Here is a 24,348-nt window from a genome sequence, read left to right as displayed (position 1 = left end):
CGCAGCCCAAGGCCACCAGGCGAGCCACCAGTTCTGAATTAGAACGCTTGATTCAATGACTTGCGCATCATCGATTTTTAAGCTGATTGGAAATGATCGGAGAGTGGCTTTGCCCCAAGAAACTTCGGCCGAATGCTCGCTGTTCTGAAACTTAAACCCCTCACTATGCGAGGCCGAAATCTTAAAGACGCCGCCAGTTTTTAAGATGGGTTGGTCTTCCACAAAGACGTCTATTGATGCCGTCGTCCACGCGTATCTTGGAACGAGTCTCGCCGTTACTGAAACGACTCTGCCGTTCCAAGACGCGTGACAGGCGCTTTGCGGCGATGGCATGTGCAGGCCTAACTTGATGTATCCCGCAAAACCTGCGGGATAAACTGGACCGTGCGGGATATTGTGGACATTGATTCCTCCAGGAAGTGGCTTGCAGCGTGGGCTAGCGGTCAGTGCGCTGTAAAACCACGGGTTCAAAATTACCGCCTAACCCAGCAAGCGTTGAGTCAGCACACTATAGGGTACCAGTAGGCGGGCACCGAAGCGCGGCTACGGGCCCTTCGCTGCCGCTGCTACGATGGCTGCCATCGGCTAGGAGCAGTCGGTCGCCGCTGGCGAAAGCGGAATCCCAACGTTTGACATGAGCGGGAGCAACCGGCTTGCCGGTTGATCTCCGCTCCATGGAAGGGTTGGGCGTCATGCTTACGCGGCCAGTGCTTCAAGCTCTCGGCGAAGCAGGGTTGCACGCCCGACATGGACGAGACCATGCGCCGCGAAAGCCCTGGCTTCTTCCGCCTTGTTCTCGCTTTTGCGCAGACGGGCAAGTGCAAGAGCCAATCGAACCTCGGTTGAACCAAAACCCGCACTGTCATACGCACCGGCCGAGAAGTCGGCAGCCAAAACTGCATTGAACCCTGAGTTAGGGCCGGAAGCTCGCTGAAGAAGCTCGTTTCCTCTGCGGCGATACACCACTACTGCTTCTTGTACCGCCAACAGCATGCTCTCCTCGGTGAGTTCGTGTTTCCACCATTGGTCGGTTCCCGTCTCGGAGAGACGACGCCGGAACTCACAAAGCTCTTCTGTGATCTTCTTCGGATCTGGTGTGTTTCCTTGTACGTCCGGTATTGCAAGAGGGTGGATGGCGAGATTGATGGCAAATGCCCCACCGTCCCTTGCGCCCTGGACATTTAGAACCTGCACCCAGGAACTGCTTACTCGACGGAATGTTCTGCCAGAACCTGAAAAACCGTCCTCCTTCAGCACTGGTGCCAAGACAGCGCGTATTGCGGTTTCAAGACGAGGGGAAGTGGTTTCGCTCATGACGCCCAACGTGATGTATGCCGCAAACGCTGCGGGATAAACTGGACCGTGCGGGATATTCTGGACACTGATTTCTCCTGGAAGTGGCTTGCAGCATGGGTTTGCAGGCGATTGCCTGTGTAAAAATCCAGGTATAAAAATTCCGCGAAACCCGGCAGGCATCAACAATGGAAACTATAGCTCGCTACCAAGCGGGCACCGCGCACTCAGACAGAACGTTTTTGGCTGTCAGGCAGCGGATGGCGTATGAAGGGCAGCTTTGCGGTTGTGTTGTCGAACGTCGGCTCAGGGCCCAAAGCTGCCCTTCGCTCTTGCCCACAGCAGTCGCTTGATGTGTGAATTCAAGGGAGCGTGGGTGGATAGCATGCCCCGTTCTAATTCTTGAGGAGAAGTCACAAGATGAATTCATTGATACGTTCAAGACCTGACCTGAACACATGAAGCCTTGACCTATGATTTACCGCGCGTTGGTAGTGACCGGGGTTCTACTCATCGGGGTTCTGCTACTTGTGATTGGAGTGGTAGTCATGGTCTCCGACATTGATCCGCTATTGCTGTGCTTTAGACAGTGCCGAGCACTCGAAGGCTGGCGTGTTCTCGTCGGTCAAACGATATTTCGTTATGTGACCGGACTTGGCTACGCAGGACTGGGAATATTGTTCCTACTGCTGCCACGCACCAAGAGTTCAGGGGATGCTGGAAAGCCTGACCGGTGACCACGCTATTAGGCTCCAGCAGGCATTTATTCTTCACGCCGCTCGCGTGTTTTTTCTCCAGCGGCAACGGCAGCTGTTGGCCGATAGCGGAAGTCTAGCCCACCGCCCCAATTGTTCCTCCGCGATGGTCTAGCCTGCCATCTGCCCTATGACCACAGTGCCGAACTCGGTGGCAACGGTGCCGAACCGGATGTCCAGGAGAGCCGAAATACGCAGCGGCGCTTGCCAATAGCCGAGCTATTGGCTGCACACCGCGCCTTGCATCCCATCCCGAAAAGGGACTTGCGCGGCTTCAAAAAGACCTTGAACAGGCTCTAAGGCCCTTCAGCCAATCGATTCAACTTGGCGGTACTGCTGATACGCCTGGCCAAAGCGATTGGCCAGGAAGTCCGGGAGGGCCACTTGCTCCTGGCGAATGAACCCGCGCTGGGGCAGCTTATGCTCCCGAAACAGGTCCAGGGCCGCACAGATCCCCGCAGCGGTTGTGATCTGGATGGCGGACAACGGGTACGCACCATCTCGCTCGGCAAAGATCTTGCGCGCAAATACCTCCTGCACCAGCGAGCCGTTTTTGGTGCCTGAGACGGTGACGAACACCAGCACCACGTCCTGCATGGTGGCGGGCATGCTGCGCCGAAGAACGGTCTTGAGCGTGTCCTGGTCGCTCTTGAGTTGCAGCTCGTCCAGCAGAAATTGCATCAACGCGCGATGCCCTGGGTAGCGCACCGTCTTGTAGTCGAGGTTGCGCAGCTTTCCGTCCCACGTCTCGCACAAGGTTCCCAGGCCACCCGATGTGTTGAAGGCTTCGTACTCCACCCCGTCCAGCGAAAAGTGCTCCAGCCCCTCCAGCGGCAGGGCCGAGATCACCCGACCGTCGTGTATCGCCTCGCACGGATGGCAGTACTCATTGATCAGGCCATCCACGCTCCACGTCAGGTTGTACTTGAGCGCATTCGTGGGAAACGCCGGCAGCGCGCCCACCCGCATCTTCACGTCGTGCAGAGCCTCAAAGCCGCTGGCAAGGTGGTGCGCCACTATGCCGATGAAGCCGGGGGCAAGGCCGCACTGGGGCATGAACGCAGTTTCAGCGTCCTGTGCGAGGCGCTTGATTTCCTGGGTTGCAGCCACGTCCTCCGTCAGATCGAAGTAGTGGCAACGGGCGCGCAAGGCCGCCTGGGCAGCAGAAATCGCCAGGTGGTACGGGAGCGCATTGACCACTGCGGCGTGTCCGTCCAGGGCATTCGTGAGTTCTTCGGCACTTGATGTATCGATGCACGTTGTCCGGATGCCCTTTTGGGCCAACCGATCCAGTGCTGCCTGGTCGCGGTCGAAGACCGTCAACGCAAAGTCGCCACTGGCGTGCAGCAGTTGGGCAATGGTCTGGCCGATGTGGCCTGCGCCGAGAAGAGCTACTTTCATGCGAATTTCCTTCAGAACGGGACTGGGGTATGGAGACCCACCCAGTGTTCCGAAACCCGATGACGAAAAAAAGCATGAGTTCGACGAAATGGCAAAGATTTTCGCCGCAATGGCAGACAATGCTGCCGAATCGTCACCTTGTCATTCTTATCTAGCTTCGTCCTTCACCATGAACGCGCCGACCAACCTTCCCGAAACACTGCTTCGCGACAAGTTCGATCGGGAGCTGATTGCGCTGCTGCAGGCCAACGCGCGCGAGAGCACTGCCAACCTGGCCCGCAGGCTCGGCGTGGCCAGAACAACGGTTGTGGCACGCCTTGCAAAACTCGAGGCCAACGGCCTCATCGGCGGCTACTCCGTGCGCCTTGGCGGCGAAGCCGTCGCACGGGGCGTGCAGGCATTTGTAGGGATCGTGGTGCAGCCCAAGGCCGGCAGGGAAGTCATCCGGGAGCTGACGAGGTTTCCCGAGTTGCTGCAGCTCGCGTCGGTCAGCGGCGAGTTTGACTATATGGCCACCCTTCGGGCAGACAACACGGCGCGGCTTGACGTGTTGCTGGATCAGATTGGGGAGATCGAGGGAGTCACCAGGACCAACACCTCGGTCATTCTCGCCCTTCGCATCGACAGAGGGGGCTAGGGCCATGCCTGGAGCGAGGCTCGCCGGTGGTGGAGATTGGCACGGGGCCAGCGCCCGTCGGCAGGGGAATTGAACGCGCATGCGCATGGCCCAAGCCGGGTGGCGCAGACAATCACGGCATGTCCCCTCACTTCAAAATTCTCTACCTGTTCGTCTCCCCCCACGGCTGGCTGACCGAGGTCAAACGGCTGCACCTGGCCGCCGATGCGCCGAAGGATCAGGTTTACCAGTGGGCGTGGATCAGCACGGCCCAAGTAATACCGCTGCGCTTTGTCAGCATGGCCGCTACCCAGCCCCGACAGCAGCGCGAGTTTGAAGAAGCCAGCCTGTGGTTCGACACCAGGCGGGGCGCGCTGGCCTGGCATGGCGGCGCTACGGTGGCGCTGGAAGTTCAGGCCGACAATGCATTGCCGTCGCCGCAAGAGCAGCAGCTGCAAGCGCATTTCAGCATGGCTTGACTGCCCGCGCTGGCGCTTGATACGGATTTGCATGCAATCGGATAACTAGGCGGGGGGCCGCAGACAGTGCTTCAGCACGGCAAGGCGACTCAACGACGTTATACGGTTGAAGGCAAATTCGTATGATGCGATTCGGTGATCTGGGTGCCGTTGCACGGACTCGTCATGCCCAAGGGCGACGGGCTGATCGAGAGCGCCTTGGGCAGGTTCGTGAAGATGTCGCCGCTGTTGGCGCCCCGGGCAGATGGAGCGAGGCGCCGCGCAAGGGCTGATTGCACAACACCGCTTCGCCGCCTGCGTATTCCAGGCCATCTGAACAGCAAGACCAGCGGTGATGCCCAAATGCAGCCCGCGTCGTTGGCCTGTGTGGGCCCGCCTAAGGCGTCAGGACCCCCGCCACATCGGGCCCAGCCGACCTGGACAACCGAATCCTCACACGCTGAAGGCCTCGTGGCGCGATGCCGAAGCTCGCCGCAAAGCTGCGACTCAGATGAGCGCTGTCAGAAAAACCCGACGCATATGCAGCCTCGGTCAGAGTGGCTCCCTCGGCGAGACACCGAAGGGCTTTTTGAAGCCTGAGCCATCGTACATAGGGTCGAAAAGGCAAACCATGCACCTGCGTGAACCAGTGCAGAAAGCGCCCCTCCGACAATCCAAGTACCTGCGCAGCATCGCACGCGCGCAGTGGTTGGTCCAGCTTTGCGCTGAGCCATTCGGCCAGTGCTTGTTCGCGAGTTCCTGCCAAAGGTGGATCGTTGGAATCGTCTGCTTTTGCGTGAATCCATTGCTGCAGGCAAGTTTCCAGTTGCTGCACCTGACCTAGAGCTAACTCGCAAACGTTTCCGCCTGAAATCGCACGCCAGCCACGCGCAATCGGCATCGCTGGATCGAGGAACAACAGCCGAACCGGTTCGGCGGATTGCATGCAGTGAGACGCACCGGCGTCCACCACATGGCCCATGCCTCGTACTTTGTACTCTCCAGCACTCAACTCAAAAGCAGTGGACGGTGACCAGGCGATCTGAATCAGATGATGGCTGTGCGGCCTGTTTTGCTGAACAGGCCCCAAGTAGGTACCCCACCCACGGCCGAGGCACAGCAAGGGCACGCCGGCCTGCTCTGGGACCTTGGCGTTGTCGCCAGCATCAGCGAATTCCTCTTGGGGGTGAACGGACATGCCCTGGGGATCGTGGGCGGCGGTAGCCGGTTTGTTCAAGACTTGGGCGGGTTGCACTGATCCAATCCTTCCTCATGACTGACATTCATCATGCCCCAGCAGTGCCCAGGTTCAGGTCAGCACGGCTGGCCTATCGGCATGAAATCGCGATGATGAAATCCGCATTGCTGGCCTGCGATGAAAAGGCTGCTTTGCGGCACGCGGTGCGTGCCCACATCCTGGGCCAACGTTACCTCATCCCCCATTTGACCAGCCATGCCTGGATGATGCGCATGGCATGGAAGCGGGGTGACAAGTTCGAATTATTGGGCCAACTGCGTCGGCTTCTGTTTGCCCTCCCGGCATGGCTCGTGGGCTGGGTTCCTGTCGGCAATCCTGGGCTGGCCAGCGTGAGCCCGCTTCGTCCCGTCCCCATGTCGCAAGACCTGGCGGTTTACTTTGTGAACGACAGCATCTGGCGACATGTTCTTCTAAGGCTTGGGCTGCTGGCCCTCGCCGCGCTGATGGCGTTCGCATCCACGCTTTTAAGCATCAATGCTTGAAGAAATACAGATTGATAGCTGAGGTAACCATGGATCGCAGAACCCTTATGACTACGCTGATCGCCGCAGGCGCGGCTTCTGCCGCCCCCTGGGCAAGCGCTCAGCCCAAGGACAAAGAAAATCGCCCTCGCCTGCAGCGTTTGCTGCCAGGAGCCAAGCAACGGCTGATCCGCGAAAAAGATGATCCGCCATTGCTTTGGGCTTGGAGCATGAACGCCGTGCTGAACGAAAGAAATGGCGTTAGCAACGATATTTATGCAGGCCGAGAAAAATCACCTCGACTCTATGAGGAATCTAGGGACGTGCTGCGGGAATGGTGGGGTGTCCATAACCGCGAAGACGCCCTGAAAGCCATTGATAACCTGAACAACATGAGGATGGGGCAGGCCAATTTTGAGAAAAACTGGGTTCCGCTGCTTGATAAATCCGAGGCCGAAGTGCGCAGCTTGCTGGACGATGAACTCTGGGTGTGCGGCCGCATGGTGCTGGATAACCGTGAGTTCTTGCGAGTGCATGGTGTCAAAGGCTGGGATTTGACCCGTGCCCAAGGCGTAATCTCCTTTGCCTGGTTGGCAGACTGGATCACGTTACCGGAGGCCCGCGAGCTGGCTCTCACTGCTGCCCAGCGTGCGCAGCAAGAATTCAATGGCTGGAGCAGCCTGGGCTTGAGCTACCTGCTGGGATTTGCCGCATGGAAACCAGAGGTGCAAGCCATCCGGGAACGGCAGAGCAGCGTGCAAAACCTTGTCCACAGTCCCGACAGCGTTTGGTCGCGCCGCCCATGGCGAACACCCCTGGCCGGCCTTGCCGGTCGAGCGGATTTTGAGGTTGCATGAACCGATCATTCGGCTCTGTCATCCGGACGTGGAATTTCTTGAGTTAAAGGATAACGCATGTTGCGTGTATTGGCTGGTGGGCTATTTTTGTTAATCTTGACAGTCGCTGCTGTCAAGTATTCTGATGGGGAAAAGAAGTTATTTGAACCGGCTGCAGGAACGATTTGGACAGAAGCGACGACCGGGATGCAATTTGTGTGGGTGCCAAGCGGGTGCTTCAACATGGGATCTGACAAGAGCAGGGATGATCAAAAGCCAGTTCATGAAGTTTGCTTGAAAGGCTTCTATCTCGGTAAATATGAAGTTACGCAAGCTGAGTATGAAAAGATAGTTGGCAAGAATCCATGCGCTGTGAAGTGCAATACTTATTTGGGGCCTGATCGAGCGGTAGTCAACCTTTATCGCGAAGATGCCGAACTTTTGGCTGAAAAATTTGAAGTACTCACTGCGAATCGATTCAGGCTACCGAGTGAATCTGAGTGGGAGTATGCCTGTTTGGCAGGTGGCAGGCACAAGGAGTATTGCGGCGATGGCGATTTCATGGAGTTGGCATGGATGGGGGGTTACACCTACGGTCCACAGCCTGTTGGCCGCAAAAAACCCAACGCCTGGGGACTGTTCGACATGATGGGCAATGCCAATGAGTACGTTCAGGATTGCTGGCATGGGAACTACGTCGGCGCACCCAACGATGGAAGTGCCTGGATTGACGGCGGCTACTGCCATGCCCGGATGTTCAGGGGGGGCGCAACTCGGTCGCACGATAGTACCAAGGCCACCTTTCGCATGTCCATCGAGAAGGACATGGACGCTCCCAATTTCATGGACAAAGGTGTTCGACTGGTCAAGATACCTTGAGCCAATGTCCACGCTAGTCAATTATCCATTTGCTTTTTTATGACGAACCATGCGCTCCACACGCGATCAATCCATCGGTTTTATTTGCGAGCATCGCTCATAATCCTTGTGATTGGTCTCGCAGCCTGCAAGCCAGCCAGACCAAAACAGCCGAAGCTGCCGGAAGTGACAAATAATATTGGAATTACTATGATCTCTTTGCCCAGTGGCACGTTCATGATGGGTGATAATGCGGAGTCGGCCAAGAAAACAGGACGGCCTGCAATACCGGCACATGCAGTTGATGTGCCCGCCTTTCAGATGGGAAAGACGGAAGTCACTGTCTTTCAATACAAGAAATTTCTTTCATCAATTGGACGGGAAGGCGAAAAGAAGCTAAATGACACTGGTTTTCTAAAACATAACAGTGTTAGTGATGATGCTCCGGTACGGTATATTGATGGCCAGGAGATAGACGATTTTATCGAATGGCTAAATCGTGTTGATGGGCCGGGGTATCGCTTGTCTACAGAGTCCGAGTGGGAATACGCCTGCCGAGCGGGCAATAGCACGGATATGTATTGCGGTGGAAATGATATTGATCCGATAGGCTGGCACAGGGAGAACAGCGGACAGAAGATCCACCCCGTTGCGAAGAAAAGGCCCAACGCTTTCGGGCTCTACGACATGTCAGGCAATGCAGAAGAATGGACGGCGGACTGCTGGCACCAAACGTATGAGGGTGCGCCAACTGATGGCAGCGCACGGGAGAAGGGTCCAAACGATCGAGCACAGGGGAGAGGGCTCAACAGGTGCAAATTCATCGTTGTACGCGGTGGTTCGGTCGAGCAGTGGCGTAACCGCGCAACAGCAACATACCGCGACTCAAGATTCCCTAGGGCTTGGCATCCTGAAACAGGATTTCGCCTCGCGCGAACGAACTGATCGGTTGAGCATTGGGGGCATGTACAGGGGGCGCCTGGGATCAAGACTGGCCCTTTGCGCGCCCTGGGCGAGCAAGACCCTGCCGGAAGGTGATGGCGAGGCTCTCACGTGGTCCTAGATCACTTGGCCGCGTATCACCACAGGCTACTCCAGGTACCCGTCCGCGACGCGCAGGCTGAAAAATCAGCCCATGCAAGGGAAGATCAAGGATGCTGGAGGTCGTCGCCTCGGATGGCTTGCAGTCTCCATGTCATTGTGTCAATGTCAGGGTTCGAGCGGCCATTGGAATTCTTGAAAATTTATGACTGATCCCAAAAAAATAGCCAGCCTGGAAAAAATCTATCAAGCAATGGATTCCGCTGAAATTGAACATCGGCTGGCACATGGTGAGCTGAGTCCAATAGCCCGCGAAGTTGCAAAATCGGAGTTGGAACGAAGGAGTGCTGCTTATGCCAGCGGTGTTGATTCCGAGGCGGCTAAGATTCCGAATACTTCAGACTCAGGTGTATTATTCCAACTTTCGCTTGCTGCTTTGATTATTTTTCTTGGCTATGCATTCCTGCGGATTGTAATGGGGTGGTCAAACGGCGTTTTCGTTGCTATCTTCGTTGTATTTGTTTTACCCTGTATCGCTGCAATGTTTGGAAAGTCCTTTCCGAGATTTGGTGGTTTAATCGGTGCAGCCATTATTGTTTATGGAGCATACTTCTATTTTTCCACCGAAATTAAAGGAGATCACCTAGAACGCGGGCTGACTCATGTTTTTTTGGCGGTGTACACCATGGGATACGTCATACTAGGTTCTTTTTTCTTGATGGGCGCATTTTTCAAAGGTACTGATGATGAGCTTGACGATAAATTGAATGAATACGTTGACGATATGACTGAAGCTGTTCGCAGATTGCATTAGAATTATGCAGCCCAAGAGAGTGATTTTATCAGACTAAATATTTAGCATATGGCTAGCATTAAACGATTTTTCTTTGTCGCATTCCTGATAATTGGTTTTATTGCGTTCATGCTAGCCAATTTTATTTTCATTGCCACGCCTGGAAACTTAAACGAACTCAAAGTTGTTACTGGACGTATTAAGCACGCATATTACCACCCGGGCAACCCTAGCACTGGCAATCCACTTCGTGGTGCGTACAGATCGGGCAGCCCGCCGCAAATATCTTTGACGGTTTTTGGTTCTGACATTACCTTCAAATTAGTCTATGAGCAGGACCGACTTGATAAAATAAATAACGCACCCAAGGATTCAATTGTCAAAGTGACCTATCAAGGTGCCGGCTTGCAAGGCAGTGTCTGGGGGTTAGAACTCAACGGAGTTGTAATTGAAAAACCAGAAGATCACTTGAAGCAAGACAGAAACCTTTATAAAGGACTGTATTACGTAGCAGGGTTATTTATTGCCATAGCAATCTTGCTATCAAAACTTACAAAATCACAACCACAAAATAGATCCGAGCACAATCATTCTATATCAGCTGGTGTCCACAAGAAATTGATGGTTGAAAATAATCCGCAACCGTTTAAGGGTGTATTGCACATCATAGGGCTTGTTGCTGGCGGATTGTGGGGAGCCATGTTCGTGCGCTGGTATTACCTCTATGTCGTACCAAAGACAGATTTGGGGGCTGGTGGTACGCTGTTTATGCTGATCACAATATTTCCTCTCATATTGGGTATTACGCTGGGCTACTTTTTCGTGATGGTTGGAGCCCGTCCAATTCCTTCTGTCGCACGGGTTCTGGCTGTCTTTACGCCGTTCTTAATTGCATTTTTTGGCTTTGTGCTGCCCATGCAAATCAGCTCTGCAAAATCTAAACAGTATGAAAAAAACGCCTTGGCCATCCGTTCGTCTGCTGAAAATCAGAATGCAGTTGCTGGAGGCGCACAACAATTCACGCCTAAGGAACTGGGGGAAATTTTTGCTTTGAAGATGCAAACTCCTCACGCCGCACCAGGTGTCATCCCGTCCATGCTCAGCGTGAGTCCAAGTGGTTCGGGTTTTCTCATTGGAAACCGATCAAATAAACCGATTAAGGTCCAAATCTCCCGTGTGCTGCCTGTAGCCGGTACCTGGGAGCATTGCGACATTGGATTTGAGGACACACCGGCACCCGCAATCTCATGGAGATATAGGGGAGAGATTCTACCCGGACATGGAAAAATTTATAACTTCGAGACTTGCGCAGAACGGTTTAAAAATGCAAGCATCGAATACGTTGTATTTGATAGCACGGATCAGGTTATTTTTAGATCTGAATCATCCTTTTACCGCCGATATCCATAGTTGCAAATTAAGGCTTGGCCTGACGCGCGAACCCAGTCTCAGAATCGTGCCAAGGGCAATAAAGGCTTGCTAGGCTTGATTGAAAAATACGATTGAGTTTGAGGCGGCTGCGTCAGTTGCTCCATCCGATCAAGCGCTTCGGATCACCGAAAAAGGGGGATCTATGCGGATACTTTGTTGCGGGCGTGCATGAATTCGGGGAGAGGTCTCAAACGATGCGAATTCCTCGCCGTGCGTGGTGGTCGGGTGGACTGGAGAGCGGGCTCTGCCAGCGTCCAAAGTCGCGACTTCAAAGCAGCGCAAATCAGACATGCCGAAACAGGATTTCGCCTCGCGAAGACGAACTGATTGGCCAGGCACCGGGTGCTTGGGGCAAGGGCACCCAGGTGGATCCCTGGCCTGCTCCCGGATGGTCTGCACCACCGGGCTGCGTATCGCCACAAGGTACTTCGGGTACCTGCCCTCGACGCGCAAGGAGAAAAATCACGCAGTGCAAGGGGCGATCGAGGATGCTTGGGTTCGTCGCACCAGAAGCGTTCATGATCCCTGTCGTTGTGTCCCTGTCGGGGCTTGAGCGGCCATTGAAATTCTTAAAATAATCATGACTGACCCCAAAAAAATAGCCAGCCTGCAGAAACTGTACAAGGCAATGGATTCCGCAGAGATTGAATACCGACTGGCGCATGGCGAGCTCAGCTCGATAGCCCGCGAAGTCGCAAAATCCGAATTGCTGCAGAGAAGTTCTTCAGACGCCAGAATGGTTGATGGCGACTCGGGTGAAAGTGAACGAATTCCTCTTTCGAGGGCTATTTTTCAAATGACGCTGGCCGCCATTATTCTCCTGATGATTTTTGCATTTCTTCATTATGTACTGGGTTTCTCGAAAGCATTTTTCGCCTTTATGGCAATTGTCGTTGTGATACCCTGCTGTGGAGCCATGTTTGGAAAGGCATTTCCGGTGCCCGGTGTCGTGATTGGTTCAGCCATTCTGTGTTATGCGGCATATTTCTATTTCTCCGCTCCCGACCTGAAAGGAACAAGTTTGGAGCGCGGGCTTAATCATACATTTCTAATCGCCTACACCATTGGTTTCATCATGGCAGGTTGTTCTTTTATCATGGGCGCCTTCTACAAAGGGACTGATGAAGAACTGCAGGAAAATTTGAATAAATATATTGAAGGCATTGGAAAAGCCGGAACAAAATTATGAAAATACATTTGAGCTGAAGATCGTGAAATTCGTGCAATTTAATATAATCTCAATCCTTGGCGGATTTTTCGTGGCTTTGGCCGCTTCGGCAAACACGCCTCTTCGCCTTACAGACGCAGATGTGCAGGCATGGGAGGCGAGAAAGGATGTCGCTGAATCGATTCAGTGCAACAGCCTCTTGGGGGACGCGATTTCGCTTGAACGCCGCTTTGAAGCGATGGGCATGATCAAGGTGCAGGACGGTCTATTTCTGCCAGTGGGCAACAAATACAGGCCCACTTTGTTTGGAGACTATCTGGTGGCAGCGCAAGTCGGCCGCTCAGCTGGACATCGGAATGCCACGGTGGCTACCGTCTACCTGCAGAACCAGACCGGCAAGCTTTTCGCCGAAATGCTGGAGATGTCCAAGATTGACGAGGGGGCGAAGACCAAGGAGCCCTCCTATATCAAAAGGACTGGCTTGAAAACCACCTTGCGCGTTGGCTCGCCCTCCGAGCTTTCGGTGGGGAATGCCACGCTCAAGTACCAGTCGTCCATATCATGCCAAGTGCAATAAGGGCGTGCTTGGCCGGGATTGAAAAAGACGAATGAGTTTGAGGTGGCCACGTCAGTTGCTCCATCCCATCAAGCGCTTCCGAGCCGCCCGTGCTACCAGGCCATCTCTCCCTTGGCCACCTTGGCGCCAATGTCCAGCGCGATCGGCAGGCCGGCGTCCGGGTACTGCTTCTTGAGTACCGCCGACAGTGCCTGCGAATCCTTGGCCTCAGGGATGGCCGCGATGAAGTCCTTGAGGTACCGGCGGGTGAAGTCGATGGAGCGGCCGTCCAGCGCGTCGCCCACCTTCATGTGGCCCGGCACCACCAGTGCGGGCTTGAGCGCCTGCATCTCGTCCAGCTGCGCCAGCCATGCCAGGCGCTGGGCCGGTGTCTGCGTGTTGGCGGTCCACACATGCAGGTTGGACCACAGCGCCACATTGCCGGTGATGGCCCGGGCCGAAGGAATCCAGACATAGGGGCGGTTGGCAAGCTCGCCCGTGGTGCCCCGGATTTCCACGCTGTGCCCGTCCACGCTCAGCACCGTGGTGGGCAGCACCTGCGGCACCACTGGCCGCTTGGGTGCGTTGGCGCCGAGCCGGGGGCCCCAGACTTTCATCCTCTCCTGCAGGTGCTCCCTGATTTCCTGCGCCACCGGCTGGGTGGCCACGACCTGCGCATCAGGGAAAAGCGCCTGGAGTGCTTCTGCGCCAAAGTAGTAGTCGGGGTCGGCGTCGCTGATGAGGATGGTCTTGAGCGCTTTGCCGCTGTCGAGCACGGCGGCGGCAATGCGCAGGGCATCGGCCCGCGTGAAGCCCGTGCCGATCACCATGGCCTCCGTGTCGCCGGTGACCACCGTGGCGTTGACCCCGAAGCTGGTCTCCGGCGCGGTGACCACGTTGATTTTGAGCGGCTCGGCCGCCTGCGCGAAGAAGCTGATGCTGGCCAGGGCAATGGCGCTGATGGTATTGACGTATTTCATGCAAGGTTCTCGTTCGGGGGATGGGTTGGTGGACAACCGGGGATTGGTACTGCGGCAGAAAGGTTGCTGCACCGATTCAGACTGCGACCACGATGGGAAACCGCGCCTGCAGCCCATCGGCACCGGGCGCAAACGGCACGGTGACGGCGCTGCGTTCGGCCTCTGACAGGCCGCGCCACACCGGGTCGCGCGCGTTGCCTGCGTCGCCGGCCACATACAGCTGCGTGGTCAACAGCTCGCGCTGGCCCAGCCGCACCTTGAAGTGCACGTGCGAGGTGCGACCCGCATAGGGCACGGGGCGGATGGTGCGAAAGCGGTAGCTGCCGTCCTGCGCCACGGCCACGCGGCCAAAGCCCTGGAAGGCGGCGTCCGCCCTGCCCCAGTCGCCCGGGTGGTGGTAGTGGCCATCGGCATCGCTCTGCCAGATCTCGACCTGCGCGCCGCGCACGGGCCTGCCTGCCATGTCGGTCACCGTACCGTCCAGCCAGGCCGGCTGGCCGCCGCCGTAGCTGAGCCGGCCATTGCGCAGCAGGTCGTGGTCGGCGTCGGCAGGCAGGCGCAGGGGGTAGAAGGGCCCTTCGGTTTGCGATGGCGTGGCGATGCGCGCGGCAGCGGGTTGCGCGCGGGCGCCCAGCCAGAGCGCCGGGGCGGCCACCAGGGCGGCCGTGAACGCGCGCCGATGCAGTGCGCTGGCGTTCACCTTCACGCCCCCGGCCATCATGCCCACCCCTGCAGTACCACCTTGCCGCGCGCCGTGCCCGATTCGATCAGCGCATGCGCCTTCTTCAGGTTCTCGGCGTTGATGGTGCCAAAGCGCTCGGCCAGTGTGGTGCGCACCAGGCCGGCATCGACCAGCGCGGCCACCTCGTTGAGCAGGTGGTGCTGGTGGACCATGTCGGCCGTCTGGAACATCGAACGCGTGGCCATCATCTCCCAGTGGATGGAGACGGACTTGCGCTTGAAGGGCATCACGTCGAGCGCCCTGGGGTCGTCGATCAGGCCGAACTTTCCCTGGGGCGCAATGGCTTCGACGATCTGCGGCAGGTGCGTTTCGGTCTGGTTCAGGCTGACGATGGTGTCCACCGTCGGGAAGCCGATGGCCTTGAGTTCCTGCGCCAGCGGCTGGCTGTGGTCGATGACGTGGTGGGCGCCCAGCTCCTTCACCCAGGCCTGGGTCTCGGGGCGCGATGCGGTGCCGATCACCGTGAGGCTGGTGAGCCGCACGGCCAGCTGCGCCATGATGGACCCTACCCCGCCCGATGCGCCGATGATCAAGAGCGTCTTGCCCTCGGGCTTCTTGCCCGGCACCAGTCCCAAGCGGTCAAACAGCATCTCCCACGCGGTGATGGCCGTGAGCGGCAATGCAGCGGCCTGGGCAAAGTCCAGCGTCTTGGGCGCATGGCCTACGATGCGCTCGTCCACCAGGTGCAGCTCGGCATTGGTGCCGTGCCGGGCGAAGGAGCCGGCGTACCACACGCGGTCGCCGACCTTGAACAGCGTGACCTCGGGGCCCACGGCCTTCACGATGCCGCTGGCGTCCCAGCCCAGCACCTTCCAGCGCTGGCCTTCGGCGGGGGCCGTGCTCTTGCGGATCTTGGTGTCCACAGGGTTCACGGAGATGGCTTGCACCTCCACCAGCAGGTCACGGCCAGTGGCCACAGGGTCGGGCAAGGTGATGTCGACCAGCGCATCGGCATGGGTGATGGGCTGGGGTGTCTGGTATCCGACGGCTTTCATGGGAGGGAATCTTTCAACAGGGGCTCAATGATTGAAGTGGCGCTGTCCTATGGAGCGGCTGACAAAGCTCAGCGAAGCGGTTCTGGCTAGGCGCTGAACCGCAGGCGGTACGCCAGTACGACAAGGTGCAGCAACGACGCCAGAAGAGTTTTGTCGGCCGCTCCTACTTGCGGCACAGGCGCTCGTAGTACACCTGCACCTCCATGGCAATCCAGTCCTTCAGGTCCCAGTCCGGGTGCTGCGCCACCAGGATCGGTGTGAGTTCCTTTTGAATGGTCGCCAGGTCATTGCCTGCGGCGCAGCGCCGGGCCACTTCCTCGCGGGCCACGTCCAGGTGCTGCGCTGCTTCGTTCAGGTCGGCTACCGTGCCGATGCGGCCATGCCCGGGGATCACGACCTTGGGGTTGGTGGCGGCCACCTTGCGAAAGATTTCGCGCCAGTTGAGCGGGTCGACGTCGGTGTCCGCCAGGTCCGGGAACCACGGCATGATGGGGAACGACTTGGTCTCCAGCAGGTCCCCCATGATCACCACGCCCTGCGCGGGCACCGAGATCACCTGGTCGCCCAGCGTGTGTGCCGCCTGGTAGTAGTTGAGCTTGACCACGCGCCCGCCCAGGTCGATCTCGGCCTCGGTGTCGTACACCACGTCGGGCATGGTCAGGCGCACGTCCTTCATGGCCTCGGCCACGTTGAGCTTGTCGGCAAACAGCTCCCGGAAGGCGGGCCCCTTCTTGATCAGCTCCTCACGCTGCGCGCGGTTGTAGATGATGGTGGCCTGGCCCTTGAAGGCCTGGGCGCCAAAGCCGTGTTCGGGGTGAAAATGCGTGAGCGTGAGGTACAGCTTCTTGTTGCCTGCCAGCTTGCGGGCGGTCTGCAGCACGAGCTGCGCGCTCTTGACGCTCAGGCCCGTGTCCACCACCAGCGCCGCGTCCTTGCCGACGATGATGGTCACGTTGGGCACCAGAAATATCTGCTGCCGGTCCTCGATCACATGCACCCCGGGGCTCACCTCGGTGAGGTAGGCGGGATTGATGACCTTCTCCCGTGACACATCCTTGCCCGCTGCCAATGCGGGTGCACAGCCCAGCGCCGAGGCGAGCACAAGGGCCACGCCGATGGCGACGGATCTGCGCAGGCCGGCTGGGCGCACAGCGGACACGGGGGTGGGTGCAGGGTCCGCAAAGGCAGCGTGCGGCTGGCGGGACTGGGGGATTTGCAGGGCATTCATGGTGGTTTTCGGTTCAGGGAGTGAAGGGGTGTGTCGAGAAGCGGTAGGTGAATTCTCAAGACCCGGTCACAATCTGTCCAACAGATAACCGATATAAATGATTATTTGATTTATGGATTTTCATGGCATCGACCTGAACCTGCTGGCCGCTTTCGACGCGCTGGCGAGCGAGCGCAACGTGACCCGCGCCGCCGTGCGCGTGGGGGTGAGCCAACCCGCGATGAGCGCCGCCCTGTCGCGCCTGCGCACGCTGTTCAACGACCCCCTTTTTCTGCGCAGCGCGCAGGGCCTGGTGCCCACGCCCAAGGCGCGCGAACTGGCAGGGCCGGTATCGCAGGCGCTGCAGCAGATCAAGGCCGCACTGCTGCCCAAGGAGCAGTTCGAGCCCGCCACCAGCGCCATGACCTTCACGCTGGGCCTGTCGGAATACCCGGCCTTCGTGCTGCTGCCATTGCTCTCGCGGGCGCTGGAGCAACTGGGCCCCGGGCTGTCGCTGTCGGTGCACGCCATCGGCAGCCGCGACAGCGCGGTGGACCTGCTCGATGCCGGCACCATCGACGCGGCCATCGGCGTGCCGCCCACCCAGGCCGAGAACCGCATCCTCACCCGCTCCGTCATGCGCGACGAGTTCATCACCATCGTGCGCCGCGGCCACCCGGCGGTGAAGGATGGGATGAGCATGCAGGTCTTTCTGGCGCTGCGCCATGTGCTGGTGTCGCCCGAGGGCGACCGCCACGGCCTGGTCGACCAGGCACTGGCCTACCTGGGCCAGCGCCGCACCCTGGGCCTGGCGCTGCCGCAGATGTTTGCCGCCCCCAGCATGGTGGCGCAGACCGACATGGTGGCCACGGTGATGGGCCGCGTGGCGCGCCATTCGCCGCACTGGCGCAAGCTGGCGTCGTTCACGCCACCCGTCACGCTGCCGGTGATTGGCTACGACCTCATGTGGCACCGGCGCAATGACGCGCACCCGGCGCAGCAGTGGCTCAGGGACCAGGTGGCGGCGCTGGCAGCGGGGCTGTAGCCGGGCGGTCATTGCACGGTGCCAGAGGGCGCGAGCAGCCGATTTCTAGCGGGCCAAGGGTGTTCATCACGCCTTGGTGCAGCCGGCCCCCTTCGCGCCAGCGCTCGCTATCGCCACACACGCAAGTGAAGCATCGCCTTGATGGCCGCCGCGAGCACCAGCGCACAGAGAACCGCCTTCGACGCTGACTCCATGACCCCCTCGACCAGCATGCCGTGGACCACACTGCCAGTGACGATCACCACTGCAAGGGCCACGTGGGCGATGCGCCAGGTTCGAGGTGCAAACCCCAATCGCCTGCGGAGTGTGGCCATCAGCGCGGCCGCGAAAATTGCCCACATGGCGATCACGCCCCAAAGGGAGAACGGCGTCGGCGATGCGAAAACCAGGGCGTCGATCGTGTCCGGTGGACTTGTCACCCACAGGCCCGCGACATGAACCACCAGCGAGACGAGCAAGGCGACTCCGGTCCAGAAATGCGCGCGGCGCCCGAGATAGCCCTTGAGCCCCGGCAAGAATCCGCCAACCAGCAGCGGCAGAACGAGCACGAGGCTCAGTGAAGCAATCCCGGCGAAGCAAGCCAGGATGTAGATGGGGCCACGCCATTCGAGCAGCGGGCTGGCCGCAGCAGTTGCCAAGGGCACGCAAACGGCAGCCACGAGGCCGGCCCAGATCAGGATCCCCTTTGTGAGTTTCATTTTCTTGCTATCAATCCAGTCAGGCCGGCTCAAGAACGAAATGCGCCTCCAGCGTCTTGTCCTTTGCGCTGCGCATCACCGGCCGAAGAAAGACCGTCTTGAACTCACCGCTGTCATAGGCCAGGTGCCCGTGCGCCTGGCCAAAGAGAGGAATGATTTGCGGCATCTCAAGACGGAACTTTCCGTCCTTGTCGGTGAGCGTTGCGCCATGGCTCTGCGGCTCGTGCTCCTGCCCTTCGGTCGTGTGCGCCCATATCTGAATGCGTTGCCCGGCAAGCGGCGCCCCATCGCCCGCGCGACGCACGGTGCCGCTCATCCAGAAGCCTCCCTTTCCAATCCTCTCCACAATCGGCGCACCCTTGCGGTAGTTGTTGGAGCCGCCCGACATCGAACGGGTGGGCGCGAGGCCCTGCGCGCTGACGGGCAACAGCAATGCAGAAACGCCGGTTGCCAGGACGGCCCCGCCAACGGCGATGAGTGTGCGGCGGCTGAGTGCGATGGTGCTCATAGAAACTCTTGAAGTGAATTGACGTGCCATCCAGATGCACATCACCAAGGCAGCGCCTTGCCCAGGTGCGTGAAACTTCCCGAAGGGCCAGAGTCGTCGAGCAAGGCCATTGCCACGCTGGTCTTTGCGCCGGCTTCGGCATCGATTTCACCGTTGCCACCGTTCATGTCGGTCATCACATAGCCCGGGTGCACGGCGTTCACCTTGAGCGGGGTTCCCCTCAGTTCGTGAGCCAGATGCACGGTCCATGCGTTGACAACGCTCTTGGAGGCGTTGTAGGCCGGCAGTTTGAAATCGTAGATGGGCGAAGCAGGGTCTGTGTGCAGGCCGAACGAAGCGAGCTGGCTGGAGAGATTGACGATCCGACCTGCGGCTGCGGCCTTGAGCAGCGGCAAGAAGGCCTGGGTCACCTCCACCAGGGCGAACACATTGGTGTCGAAGGTCTCGCGCCACACCTGCAGCGACTGCTCGGAAGGCTTGCGGTCCATTGCGTCGAGCAGCACGCCCGCGTTGTTCACCAGGATGTCGAGGCGGCCGTAGGTGCTTTGCACATGAGCGGCGGCAGCCGCGATGCTGGCTGGGACGGTGACATCCAGCGCCAGGGGCTCAACGCTCAGGCCTTCGGACTGAAGGGCCTGCGCAGCCTGGGCCGCAGTGGCAATGCTGCGGCCGGCAAGCAGCACATGCACACCGGCCTGGGCGAGCTGGCGGGTGGTGGCAAGTCCTATGCCGCGGGTGGCGCCCGTGACAAGGGCAATTTTGGGCTGGTTGGTCATGGTGGTTTCCGGTCAAGGTGGGAGAACAAATCGAGAGCCCGGCTCATTTGCGGCGTGTGTAGCTGTAGCTGATGCCCCGCCACTTCACCGGCGCAGATCCAGCAAGCGTGAAGTACTGGTCCTTCACTTCGTGGTCCGCATCCTGGCGTGTGATCACCTGCTCCATGCGCCAAAATTGGCCGATGGCGATGTCCCCAATGATGTTGGGCGAGGCAAAGGGCAGAAAGCTCATGAAAATGCGCTGTTCAGGATCGGGGTCGATGCTGTAGGCCACCATCATTCCGTCCGGCACGCGGCCGTCCATGGACATGTATTGCCAGCGTCCTTCCTGCTTGTTGAAGGTCAGGAAGTCGGCGCGGGTAAAGGCTGCACCGGGTGCGCCGGGCACCGTGCGCAACACCTCTTCCAGCATCGGCCCGATCATGCGGCGCTCGGCCACCAGGCCCGTCTGCACAGTGGGCGTGGCGCCCGGTTTTTCCCAATTGGTGATGGTCACGTCCCAGATTCCGGCGCGCTGCACGAGGGCCTTGGCTTCGGGGCCGAATTCGTTGAGCTTGTCCATCACGGACTGTGCATCGGCGGCGTTGGCCGGCACTGCGAAAAGGGTGGACGACAGCGCCAGCACGGCGGCGATGGCGGGGAGTACGCGGTGGGGTTTCGATGGCATCTTTGTTCCTTGGGTCGGCGTCGACGTCGACACCGATGGCACAAAGTGTATTGACCGATGGATGAATGATAATCACCAGATAGAGCATCGATCTCACAACCAGGAGTGGTGAATGGACCGCCTTGCCAGCATGGCTACCTTTGTCAAGGTCGTCGACCTGGGCTCCTTCGCAGCAGCGGCGATGGCGCTGAAAATGTCGCCGCAGATGGTCGCCAAACACGTCGCCTACCTCGAAGCGCGCCTGGCCACGCGCCTGCTCAACCGCACCACCCGGCGCCAGAGCCTGACCGAGATCGGCAAGACCTACTACGAGCGCTGCAAGGTGGTGCTGGCAGAGGTGGACTGGGCGGACGCCGCAGGCGACAACGCGACCGGCACGCCGCGCGGGCGCCTGCGTGTCAACGCCCCGCTTTCGTTCGGTACCCACACCCTGGTGCCGCTGGTCGCCCGCTACCTGCGCCAGCATCCGGAGGTCGAGATCGAATTGGTGCTCAGCGACCGCTATGTCGACCTGATCGAGGAAGGCTTCGAGGCTGTCTTTCGCATCGGCCGGCTGGCCGATTCGTCGCTGACTGCGCGTGCGCTGCGCCCCTTTCGCTCGCTGGCATGTGCATCGCCTGCGTACCTGCAACAACACGGTACCCCGCGCGACCCGGCAGACCTGCTTGCGCACGTATGCCTGGGCTATGTCGGCACGCGGCCCGGGTCGACCGACTGGCGGTTCATGCGCGACGGTCGCACCATCGACGTGCCGGTGCGCGGCCCCCTGCAGGTGAACAACGCCGCCGCCTTGCTCTCAGGTGCGCTGGAGGGTTTTGGCATCGCATTCATCGCCGAAGATCTGGCGCGGGCCTCCATTGCCACGGGCGCGCTCGTGCGCGTCTTGCCCGACTTCGAGACCCCATCGCGCCCGATGCACCTGCTGTTCCATGCCGACAGGCGGCTGACCAGCAAACTTCGCAGCTTCGTGGATGCGGTCACGCGGGAAATCGGACTCGACGATCCCCCGAATTCAAAGTGAGCGCGGTGCGGTGACCCGTCCCCGCAGCCTCATGCCCGGTGCGCGATGCCAGCGCCCGCAGCGCGCTCGATCTGCGCTTGCAGCGGGGCCAGGAAGCCATCCATGGTCTGGGCCTGCAGATCGACGGCCTTGGCACCGCCGCCGGCCACCACGGTCACGTCTTCGATGCCGATGACGCCGAGGATGAGCCGCAGATACTGCGTGGCGATGTCGCGATCGCGAATGGGCGATCCCTCGGTGTAGACGCCGCCCGAGGCCATCAGCAGGGTTGCCTTCTTGCCTTTGACCAGGCCCTGGCCGTCAAGGCCGAGCGTCGCGCCCTTGCGCACGATATGGTCCACCCAGGCCTTGAGCGACGCGGGGACGTTGTAGTTGTAGACCGGGGTCGAAATGGCGATGTGCCCGGCCGCGAGCACCTCGGCGACCATCTCGTCCGACAGCCGCAGTTCGTCCCGCATCGCCTGCGTTTGGTTCGCGGGCGGCGTGAAGTAGGCATGCAGCCAGGGCGCCGTGACGAACGGGGGCGCGCCATCGGCATCGGCCAGGTCGCGGTGCACGACATGGCCACCCGGATGGGCGGTGCGCCAGGCCGCAAGAAAGCGCTGGGTCATCTGGCGCGAGACGGATTGGGCGCCGCGCGGGCTGGTCTCTACTACGAGGAGTTGGGTCATGGAGGTTTCTTTCCTTCTTTCGGGGTGGCTGGTGGGGCCGGTGGGTGCGCCGGGCGAGGCCGCCAGTGGCGTCGTGAAGAGACTTTAGGCGCCACGTTGCTTCTGCGGAAGCGATGAAAATGTGATACTTTTCATCTGCTTTAGAGATGGATATGGGAGACAGACGGATGATTGGAAGCCTCACCCTCGACCAACTGCGCGTGCTGGTGGCCATTGCCGACACGGGCAGTTTTTCGGCCGCCGGGCGCAGGCTCAGGCGTGTGCAGTCGGCGGTGAGCCAGGCTGTGGCCAACCTCGAAGCCATGCAGGGCATCGCACTGTTCGACCGCCAGGGCCACCGGCCGCAATTGACCGAGGTGGGCCGTGTGCTGGTGGACCAGGCGCGGCTCGTGCTGGCCAGTGCCTCTCGCTTCGAGGCGGTGGCGGCCAGCACGCGGGCGGGGGTGGAGCCGCAATTGGCCATCGCCATCGACCCGCTGGTGCCCACCGCCCCGCTGATCGACAGCCTGCGTGCGCTGAGCCAGGCCTTTCCCGATCTGCCGGTGCACTTTTCGACCGAAGGGCTGGGCGGGTCGCTGCGGCGGCTGCGCAGCGACTCGGCGGCCATGGCGCTGTGCCTGCTGCTGCCGGGCGTGCCCGAGGACATTGCCGCCTACCCGTTGCTGCGCACCCCCCTGCGCGCGGTGGCCGCGCCGGGCCATCCGCTGGCCGCGATGGGCCGCCCGGCCACGCAGGGCGACCTGGCGCCGCACGTCCAATTGGTGCTGTCGGACCCGGCCGATCCGGACGGCCCCAACTACGGCGTGGCGGGCACCCGGCTGTGGCGTTTTGCCGATCTGGGCCGCCGCATGGACTTCTTGCTGGCGGGATTCGGCTGGTGCCGCATGCCCGAGCACCTGGTGGCAACGGCCATCGCGTCAGGGGCACTCATCGCCATCGAGATCCACGACGACCCCACTCCACCCGAAGGGCTGACCATCTACGCGGCCCACCGGCGTGACCGCGCGCTCGGCGTGGCAGGGCGATGGCTGCTCGACGACCTGCGTCGCAGACTGGTCCACTGAAACCAACGCCACCACCACCGCCGGCGCGCCTGGCACCGCGCAGCCTGGTTACCGGTGGACGTTGATCCCGTCTTGGCCACAAACCGGTCGTTCGCACGACAAAGCGGTCACTTCGCAGATCGCCCCACAAACTCGATCAGCGCCTTCAGCTTCGTCGGCTGGTCGTGCCGGCTTGGGTAGTACAGGTAGAAGCCGGGGAATGTCGGCGAAAACTTGGTCAGAACGCGCGTCAGGCGTTTGGCTTTGACCAGGGGTGCCGCCAACGCCTCAAAGGTGTAGACCAGACCCAAGCCTTCCATCGCGGCGTCCAGGCCAAACAGCGAGTCCGAAATGGTCAAGCTGCCTTGCACTTCGTACTCGACCGGACGGCCATCGATTTCAAACTCCCATTTGTAGATCGCTCCCGAGCCGGGGCCCCGAAAGCGCACGCAGTTGTGGCGCACCAGTTCGTTCGGATGTCGCGGGGCCGGCATGCGCTTGAAGTAATCGGGTGAACCGACCACGGCCATCGTCACCGGCCCGCCAAGAGGGACAGCCACCATGTCCTGCTGAACGCTTTCACCCAGGCGGATTCCGGCATCAAACCCGCGCTCCACGATGTCGACGAAGCCCTCGTCGTTCGTCAGTTCGATGTGCACCTGCGGATTCTCCTGAAAGAAGCCAGCCAGCCGATGCTGCAGGACCATGGCAATCGACACCCGGGCCGCGTTGAGCCGCAGCGTGCCGGCCGGCCGGCCCTGCATCACGTTCAGCTCTTCCCCCGCTTCGACGACCTGTCCCAGCGCCGGCCCCACCCGTGCGAGGTAAGCCTCGCCCGCTTCGGTGAGGCTCACGCTGCGGGTGGATCTGTTCAACAAGCGAACGCCAAGCCGCGTCTCCAGGTTCCGGATCGCCTGGCTCAACGCAGAAGGCGAAACCTCCAGCTCGGCGGCCGCCGAGCTGAAGCCCTTGTGCTCGGCCACCTTCCAGAACGCGATCAATCCATCGAGCTGTTTGAGTTTCATCTTGAAGATTATCTTAAAGCGGCATGCGGCATTAGGGTATTTTTC

General features: G+C 59.7%; 26 protein-coding genes. 13 read left to right on the top strand and 13 right to left on the bottom strand.

The genetic code is table 11. The features are described 5' to 3' along the window. Positions 1 to 696 precede the first annotated feature (696 nt). Positions 697 to 1,314, bottom strand: a complete 618-nt coding sequence (locus ACSQ3Y_RS15190; RefSeq protein ID WP_436177900.1) for a DUF4304 domain-containing protein — start codon at positions 1,312 to 1,314, stop codon at positions 697 to 699. 1,040 nt (positions 1,315 to 2,354) lie between these two features. Continuing rightward, positions 2,355 to 3,449 (bottom strand): saccharopine dehydrogenase C-terminal domain-containing protein, encoded by a 1,095-nt coding sequence (locus tag ACSQ3Y_RS15185; protein WP_436180122.1) that lies wholly within the window; start codon positions 3,447 to 3,449, stop codon positions 2,355 to 2,357. A gap of 169 nt (positions 3,450 to 3,618) precedes the next feature. Between ACSQ3Y_RS15185 and ACSQ3Y_RS15180 the strand changes: the two genes are divergently transcribed. Next, positions 3,619 to 4,086, top strand: coding sequence for an Lrp/AsnC family transcriptional regulator (locus ACSQ3Y_RS15180; protein ID WP_436177899.1), 468 nt, complete (start codon positions 3,619 to 3,621; stop codon positions 4,084 to 4,086). 119 nt (positions 4,087 to 4,205) lie between these two features. After that, positions 4,206 to 4,544, top strand: coding sequence for a hypothetical protein (locus ACSQ3Y_RS15175; protein WP_436177898.1), 339 nt, complete (start codon positions 4,206 to 4,208; stop codon positions 4,542 to 4,544). A 376-nt stretch (positions 4,545 to 4,920) separates the two neighbouring features. On the opposite strand, the gene ACSQ3Y_RS15170 is transcribed toward ACSQ3Y_RS15175, so the two are convergent. Continuing rightward, positions 4,921 to 5,721: a helix-turn-helix domain-containing protein gene (locus ACSQ3Y_RS15170; RefSeq protein WP_436177897.1), complete on the bottom strand. Its 801-nt coding sequence runs from the start codon at positions 5,719 to 5,721 to the stop codon at positions 4,921 to 4,923. A 74-nt stretch (positions 5,722 to 5,795) separates the two neighbouring features. Between ACSQ3Y_RS15170 and ACSQ3Y_RS15165 the strand changes: the two genes are divergently transcribed. The 8 genes from ACSQ3Y_RS15165 (at position 5,796) to ACSQ3Y_RS15130 (ending at position 12,946) form a co-directional block, all read left to right on the top strand. Then, complete coding sequence (locus ACSQ3Y_RS15165) at positions 5,796 to 6,263, top strand: DUF3703 domain-containing protein (RefSeq protein WP_436177896.1); 468 nt, start codon at positions 5,796 to 5,798, stop codon at positions 6,261 to 6,263. A 47-nt stretch (positions 6,264 to 6,310) separates the two neighbouring features. After that, entirely contained in the window at positions 6,311 to 7,099 is a 789-nt protein-coding gene (locus tag ACSQ3Y_RS15160) for a DUF1266 domain-containing protein (RefSeq protein ID WP_436177895.1), read from the top strand. A gap of 57 nt (positions 7,100 to 7,156) precedes the next feature. Beyond that, positions 7,157 to 7,957, top strand: coding sequence for a formylglycine-generating enzyme family protein (locus ACSQ3Y_RS15155; protein ID WP_436177894.1), 801 nt, complete (start codon positions 7,157 to 7,159; stop codon positions 7,955 to 7,957). A gap of 189 nt (positions 7,958 to 8,146) precedes the next feature. Continuing rightward, positions 8,147 to 8,881, top strand: coding sequence for a formylglycine-generating enzyme family protein (locus ACSQ3Y_RS15150; protein WP_436177893.1), 735 nt, complete (start codon positions 8,147 to 8,149; stop codon positions 8,879 to 8,881). Between the two features lie 301 nt (positions 8,882 to 9,182). Beyond that, on the top strand, positions 9,183 to 9,791 hold the full coding sequence (locus ACSQ3Y_RS15145) for a hypothetical protein (protein ID WP_436177892.1): 609 nt from the start codon (positions 9,183 to 9,185) through the stop codon (positions 9,789 to 9,791). 48 nt (positions 9,792 to 9,839) lie between these two features. After that, the gene (locus tag ACSQ3Y_RS15140) at positions 9,840 to 11,180 is read left to right on the top strand and encodes a hypothetical protein (protein WP_436177891.1); all 1,341 of its coding nucleotides are present in this window, start codon (positions 9,840 to 9,842) and stop codon (positions 11,178 to 11,180) included. 601 nt (positions 11,181 to 11,781) lie between these two features. Next, positions 11,782 to 12,390: a hypothetical protein gene (locus ACSQ3Y_RS15135; protein WP_436177890.1), complete on the top strand. Its 609-nt coding sequence runs from the start codon at positions 11,782 to 11,784 to the stop codon at positions 12,388 to 12,390. Next, the gene (locus ACSQ3Y_RS15130) at positions 12,356 to 12,946 is read left to right on the top strand and encodes a hypothetical protein (protein WP_436177889.1); all 591 of its coding nucleotides are present in this window, start codon (positions 12,356 to 12,358) and stop codon (positions 12,944 to 12,946) included. The genes ACSQ3Y_RS15135 and ACSQ3Y_RS15130 overlap by 35 nt, the downstream gene beginning before the upstream one ends. A 92-nt stretch (positions 12,947 to 13,038) precedes the next feature. Here ACSQ3Y_RS15130 and ACSQ3Y_RS15125 read toward each other — a convergent pair whose 3' ends face one another. The 4 genes from ACSQ3Y_RS15125 to ACSQ3Y_RS15110 all read right to left on the bottom strand — a co-directional run bounded on the left by ACSQ3Y_RS15125 (position 13,039) and on the right by ACSQ3Y_RS15110 (position 16,870). Then, a complete protein-coding gene (locus tag ACSQ3Y_RS15125) occupies positions 13,039 to 13,905 on the bottom strand; it encodes an MBL fold metallo-hydrolase (protein WP_436177888.1) in 867 nt (288 codons plus the stop codon). 76 nt (positions 13,906 to 13,981) lie between these two features. After that, positions 13,982 to 14,626 carry an intradiol ring-cleavage dioxygenase gene (locus ACSQ3Y_RS15120; RefSeq protein ID WP_436177887.1) on the bottom strand — a complete coding sequence of 215 codons (645 nt, stop codon included), beginning with the start codon at positions 14,624 to 14,626 and terminating at the stop codon, positions 13,982 to 13,984. Further along, a complete protein-coding gene (locus tag ACSQ3Y_RS15115; RefSeq protein ID WP_436177886.1) occupies positions 14,623 to 15,642 on the bottom strand; it encodes a zinc-binding alcohol dehydrogenase family protein in 1,020 nt (339 codons plus the stop codon). The genes ACSQ3Y_RS15120 and ACSQ3Y_RS15115 overlap by 4 nt, the downstream gene beginning before the upstream one ends. Positions 15,643 to 15,805: 163 nt before the next feature. Continuing rightward, positions 15,806 to 16,870, bottom strand: a complete 1,065-nt coding sequence (locus ACSQ3Y_RS15110; RefSeq protein ID WP_436177885.1) for an MBL fold metallo-hydrolase — start codon at positions 16,868 to 16,870, stop codon at positions 15,806 to 15,808. A gap of 112 nt (positions 16,871 to 16,982) precedes the next feature. On the opposite strand from ACSQ3Y_RS15110, the gene ACSQ3Y_RS15105 reads away from it, so the two are divergent. Continuing rightward, the gene (locus tag ACSQ3Y_RS15105) at positions 16,983 to 17,894 is read left to right on the top strand and encodes a LysR family transcriptional regulator (protein WP_436177884.1); all 912 of its coding nucleotides are present in this window, start codon (positions 16,983 to 16,985) and stop codon (positions 17,892 to 17,894) included. 107 nt (positions 17,895 to 18,001) lie between these two features. On the opposite strand, the gene ACSQ3Y_RS15100 is transcribed toward ACSQ3Y_RS15105, so the two are convergent. Genes ACSQ3Y_RS15100 through ACSQ3Y_RS15085 form a run of 4 tightly spaced genes read right to left on the bottom strand, consistent with a single transcriptional unit; the run spans position 18,002 to position 20,543 of the window. After that, entirely contained in the window at positions 18,002 to 18,592 is a 591-nt protein-coding gene (locus ACSQ3Y_RS15100; protein ID WP_436177883.1) for a ferric reductase-like transmembrane domain-containing protein, read from the bottom strand. 19 nt (positions 18,593 to 18,611) lie between these two features. Beyond that, a complete protein-coding gene (locus ACSQ3Y_RS15095; RefSeq protein ID WP_436177882.1) occupies positions 18,612 to 19,100 on the bottom strand; it encodes a Twin-arginine translocation pathway signal in 489 nt (162 codons plus the stop codon). A 41-nt stretch (positions 19,101 to 19,141) separates the two neighbouring features. After that, on the bottom strand, positions 19,142 to 19,876 hold the full coding sequence (locus ACSQ3Y_RS15090) for an SDR family oxidoreductase (RefSeq protein ID WP_436177881.1): 735 nt from the start codon (positions 19,874 to 19,876) through the stop codon (positions 19,142 to 19,144). 43 nt (positions 19,877 to 19,919) lie between these two features. After that, positions 19,920 to 20,543 (bottom strand): hypothetical protein, encoded by a 624-nt coding sequence (locus tag ACSQ3Y_RS15085; protein ID WP_436177880.1) that lies wholly within the window; start codon positions 20,541 to 20,543, stop codon positions 19,920 to 19,922. Between the two features lie 112 nt (positions 20,544 to 20,655). Here ACSQ3Y_RS15085 and ACSQ3Y_RS15080 point away from each other — a divergent pair, with 112 nt between their 5' ends. Further along, entirely contained in the window at positions 20,656 to 21,564 is a 909-nt protein-coding gene (locus tag ACSQ3Y_RS15080; protein WP_436177879.1) for a LysR family transcriptional regulator, read from the top strand. A 29-nt stretch (positions 21,565 to 21,593) separates the two neighbouring features. On the opposite strand, the gene ACSQ3Y_RS15075 is transcribed toward ACSQ3Y_RS15080, so the two are convergent. Beyond that, the gene (locus tag ACSQ3Y_RS15075; RefSeq protein ID WP_436177878.1) at positions 21,594 to 22,235 is read right to left on the bottom strand and encodes an FMN-dependent NADH-azoreductase; all 642 of its coding nucleotides are present in this window, start codon (positions 22,233 to 22,235) and stop codon (positions 21,594 to 21,596) included. Positions 22,236 to 22,402: 167 nt separating this feature from the next. On the opposite strand from ACSQ3Y_RS15075, the gene ACSQ3Y_RS15070 reads away from it, so the two are divergent. Continuing rightward, entirely contained in the window at positions 22,403 to 23,299 is an 897-nt protein-coding gene (locus ACSQ3Y_RS15070; protein WP_436177877.1) for a LysR family transcriptional regulator, read from the top strand. 107 nt (positions 23,300 to 23,406) lie between these two features. Here ACSQ3Y_RS15070 and ACSQ3Y_RS15065 read toward each other — a convergent pair whose 3' ends face one another. Next, entirely contained in the window at positions 23,407 to 24,303 is an 897-nt protein-coding gene (locus ACSQ3Y_RS15065; RefSeq protein ID WP_428001328.1) for a LysR family transcriptional regulator, read from the bottom strand. Positions 24,304 to 24,348 lie beyond the last annotated feature (45 nt).

Origin of the sequence: Acidovorax sp. LjRoot66 (genome assembly GCF_964253305.1) — a bacterium.
Classification (GTDB): Bacteria; Pseudomonadota; Gammaproteobacteria; order Burkholderiales; family Burkholderiaceae_C; genus Acidovorax.
This window is presented reverse-complemented; position numbering and strand designations above follow the sequence as displayed.

What these genes read in the sequence shown, in the direction of transcription:
- ACSQ3Y_RS15145 (WP_436177892.1), top strand. Translation starts at nt 9,183, where the DNA reads ATGACTGATCCCAAAAAAATAGCCAGCCTGGAAAAAATCTATCAAGCA.
- ACSQ3Y_RS15150 (WP_436177893.1), top strand. Translation starts at nt 8,147, where the DNA reads ATGATCTCTTTGCCCAGTGGCACGTTCATGATGGGTGATAATGCGGAG.
- ACSQ3Y_RS15065 (WP_428001328.1), bottom strand. Translation starts at nt 24,303, where the DNA reads ATGAAACTCAAACAGCTCGATGGATTGATCGCGTTCTGGAAGGTGGCC.
- ACSQ3Y_RS15180 (WP_436177899.1), top strand. Translation starts at nt 3,619, where the DNA reads ATGAACGCGCCGACCAACCTTCCCGAAACACTGCTTCGCGACAAGTTC.
- ACSQ3Y_RS15105 (WP_436177884.1), top strand. Translation starts at nt 16,983, where the DNA reads ATGGATTTTCATGGCATCGACCTGAACCTGCTGGCCGCTTTCGACGCG.
- ACSQ3Y_RS15070 (WP_436177877.1), top strand. Translation starts at nt 22,403, where the DNA reads ATGATTGGAAGCCTCACCCTCGACCAACTGCGCGTGCTGGTGGCCATT.
- ACSQ3Y_RS15155 (WP_436177894.1), top strand. Translation starts at nt 7,157, where the DNA reads ATGTTGCGTGTATTGGCTGGTGGGCTATTTTTGTTAATCTTGACAGTC.
- ACSQ3Y_RS15095 (WP_436177882.1), bottom strand. Translation starts at nt 19,100, where the DNA reads ATGAGCACCATCGCACTCAGCCGCCGCACACTCATCGCCGTTGGCGGG.
- ACSQ3Y_RS15075 (WP_436177878.1), bottom strand. Translation starts at nt 22,235, where the DNA reads ATGACCCAACTCCTCGTAGTAGAGACCAGCCCGCGCGGCGCCCAATCC.
- ACSQ3Y_RS15115 (WP_436177886.1), bottom strand. Translation starts at nt 15,642, where the DNA reads ATGAAAGCCGTCGGATACCAGACACCCCAGCCCATCACCCATGCCGAT.
- ACSQ3Y_RS15135 (WP_436177890.1), top strand. Translation starts at nt 11,782, where the DNA reads ATGACTGACCCCAAAAAAATAGCCAGCCTGCAGAAACTGTACAAGGCA.
- ACSQ3Y_RS15165 (WP_436177896.1), top strand. Translation starts at nt 5,796, where the DNA reads ATGACTGACATTCATCATGCCCCAGCAGTGCCCAGGTTCAGGTCAGCA.
- ACSQ3Y_RS15190 (WP_436177900.1), bottom strand. Translation starts at nt 1,314, where the DNA reads ATGAGCGAAACCACTTCCCCTCGTCTTGAAACCGCAATACGCGCTGTC.
- ACSQ3Y_RS15090 (WP_436177881.1), bottom strand. Translation starts at nt 19,876, where the DNA reads ATGACCAACCAGCCCAAAATTGCCCTTGTCACGGGCGCCACCCGCGGC.
- ACSQ3Y_RS15110 (WP_436177885.1), bottom strand. Translation starts at nt 16,870, where the DNA reads ATGAATGCCCTGCAAATCCCCCAGTCCCGCCAGCCGCACGCTGCCTTT.
- ACSQ3Y_RS15140 (WP_436177891.1), top strand. Translation starts at nt 9,840, where the DNA reads ATGGCTAGCATTAAACGATTTTTCTTTGTCGCATTCCTGATAATTGGT.
- ACSQ3Y_RS15160 (WP_436177895.1), top strand. Translation starts at nt 6,311, where the DNA reads ATGACTACGCTGATCGCCGCAGGCGCGGCTTCTGCCGCCCCCTGGGCA.
- ACSQ3Y_RS15120 (WP_436177887.1), bottom strand. Translation starts at nt 14,626, where the DNA reads ATGATGGCCGGGGGCGTGAAGGTGAACGCCAGCGCACTGCATCGGCGC.
- ACSQ3Y_RS15170 (WP_436177897.1), bottom strand. Translation starts at nt 5,721, where the DNA reads ATGTCCGTTCACCCCCAAGAGGAATTCGCTGATGCTGGCGACAACGCC.
- ACSQ3Y_RS15085 (WP_436177880.1), bottom strand. Translation starts at nt 20,543, where the DNA reads ATGCCATCGAAACCCCACCGCGTACTCCCCGCCATCGCCGCCGTGCTG.
- ACSQ3Y_RS15100 (WP_436177883.1), bottom strand. Translation starts at nt 18,592, where the DNA reads ATGAAACTCACAAAGGGGATCCTGATCTGGGCCGGCCTCGTGGCTGCC.
- ACSQ3Y_RS15185 (WP_436180122.1), bottom strand. Translation starts at nt 3,449, where the DNA reads ATGAAAGTAGCTCTTCTCGGCGCAGGCCACATCGGCCAGACCATTGCC.
- ACSQ3Y_RS15125 (WP_436177888.1), bottom strand. Translation starts at nt 13,905, where the DNA reads ATGAAATACGTCAATACCATCAGCGCCATTGCCCTGGCCAGCATCAGC.
- ACSQ3Y_RS15080 (WP_436177879.1), top strand. Translation starts at nt 20,656, where the DNA reads ATGGACCGCCTTGCCAGCATGGCTACCTTTGTCAAGGTCGTCGACCTG.
- ACSQ3Y_RS15175 (WP_436177898.1), top strand. Translation starts at nt 4,206, where the DNA reads ATGTCCCCTCACTTCAAAATTCTCTACCTGTTCGTCTCCCCCCACGGC.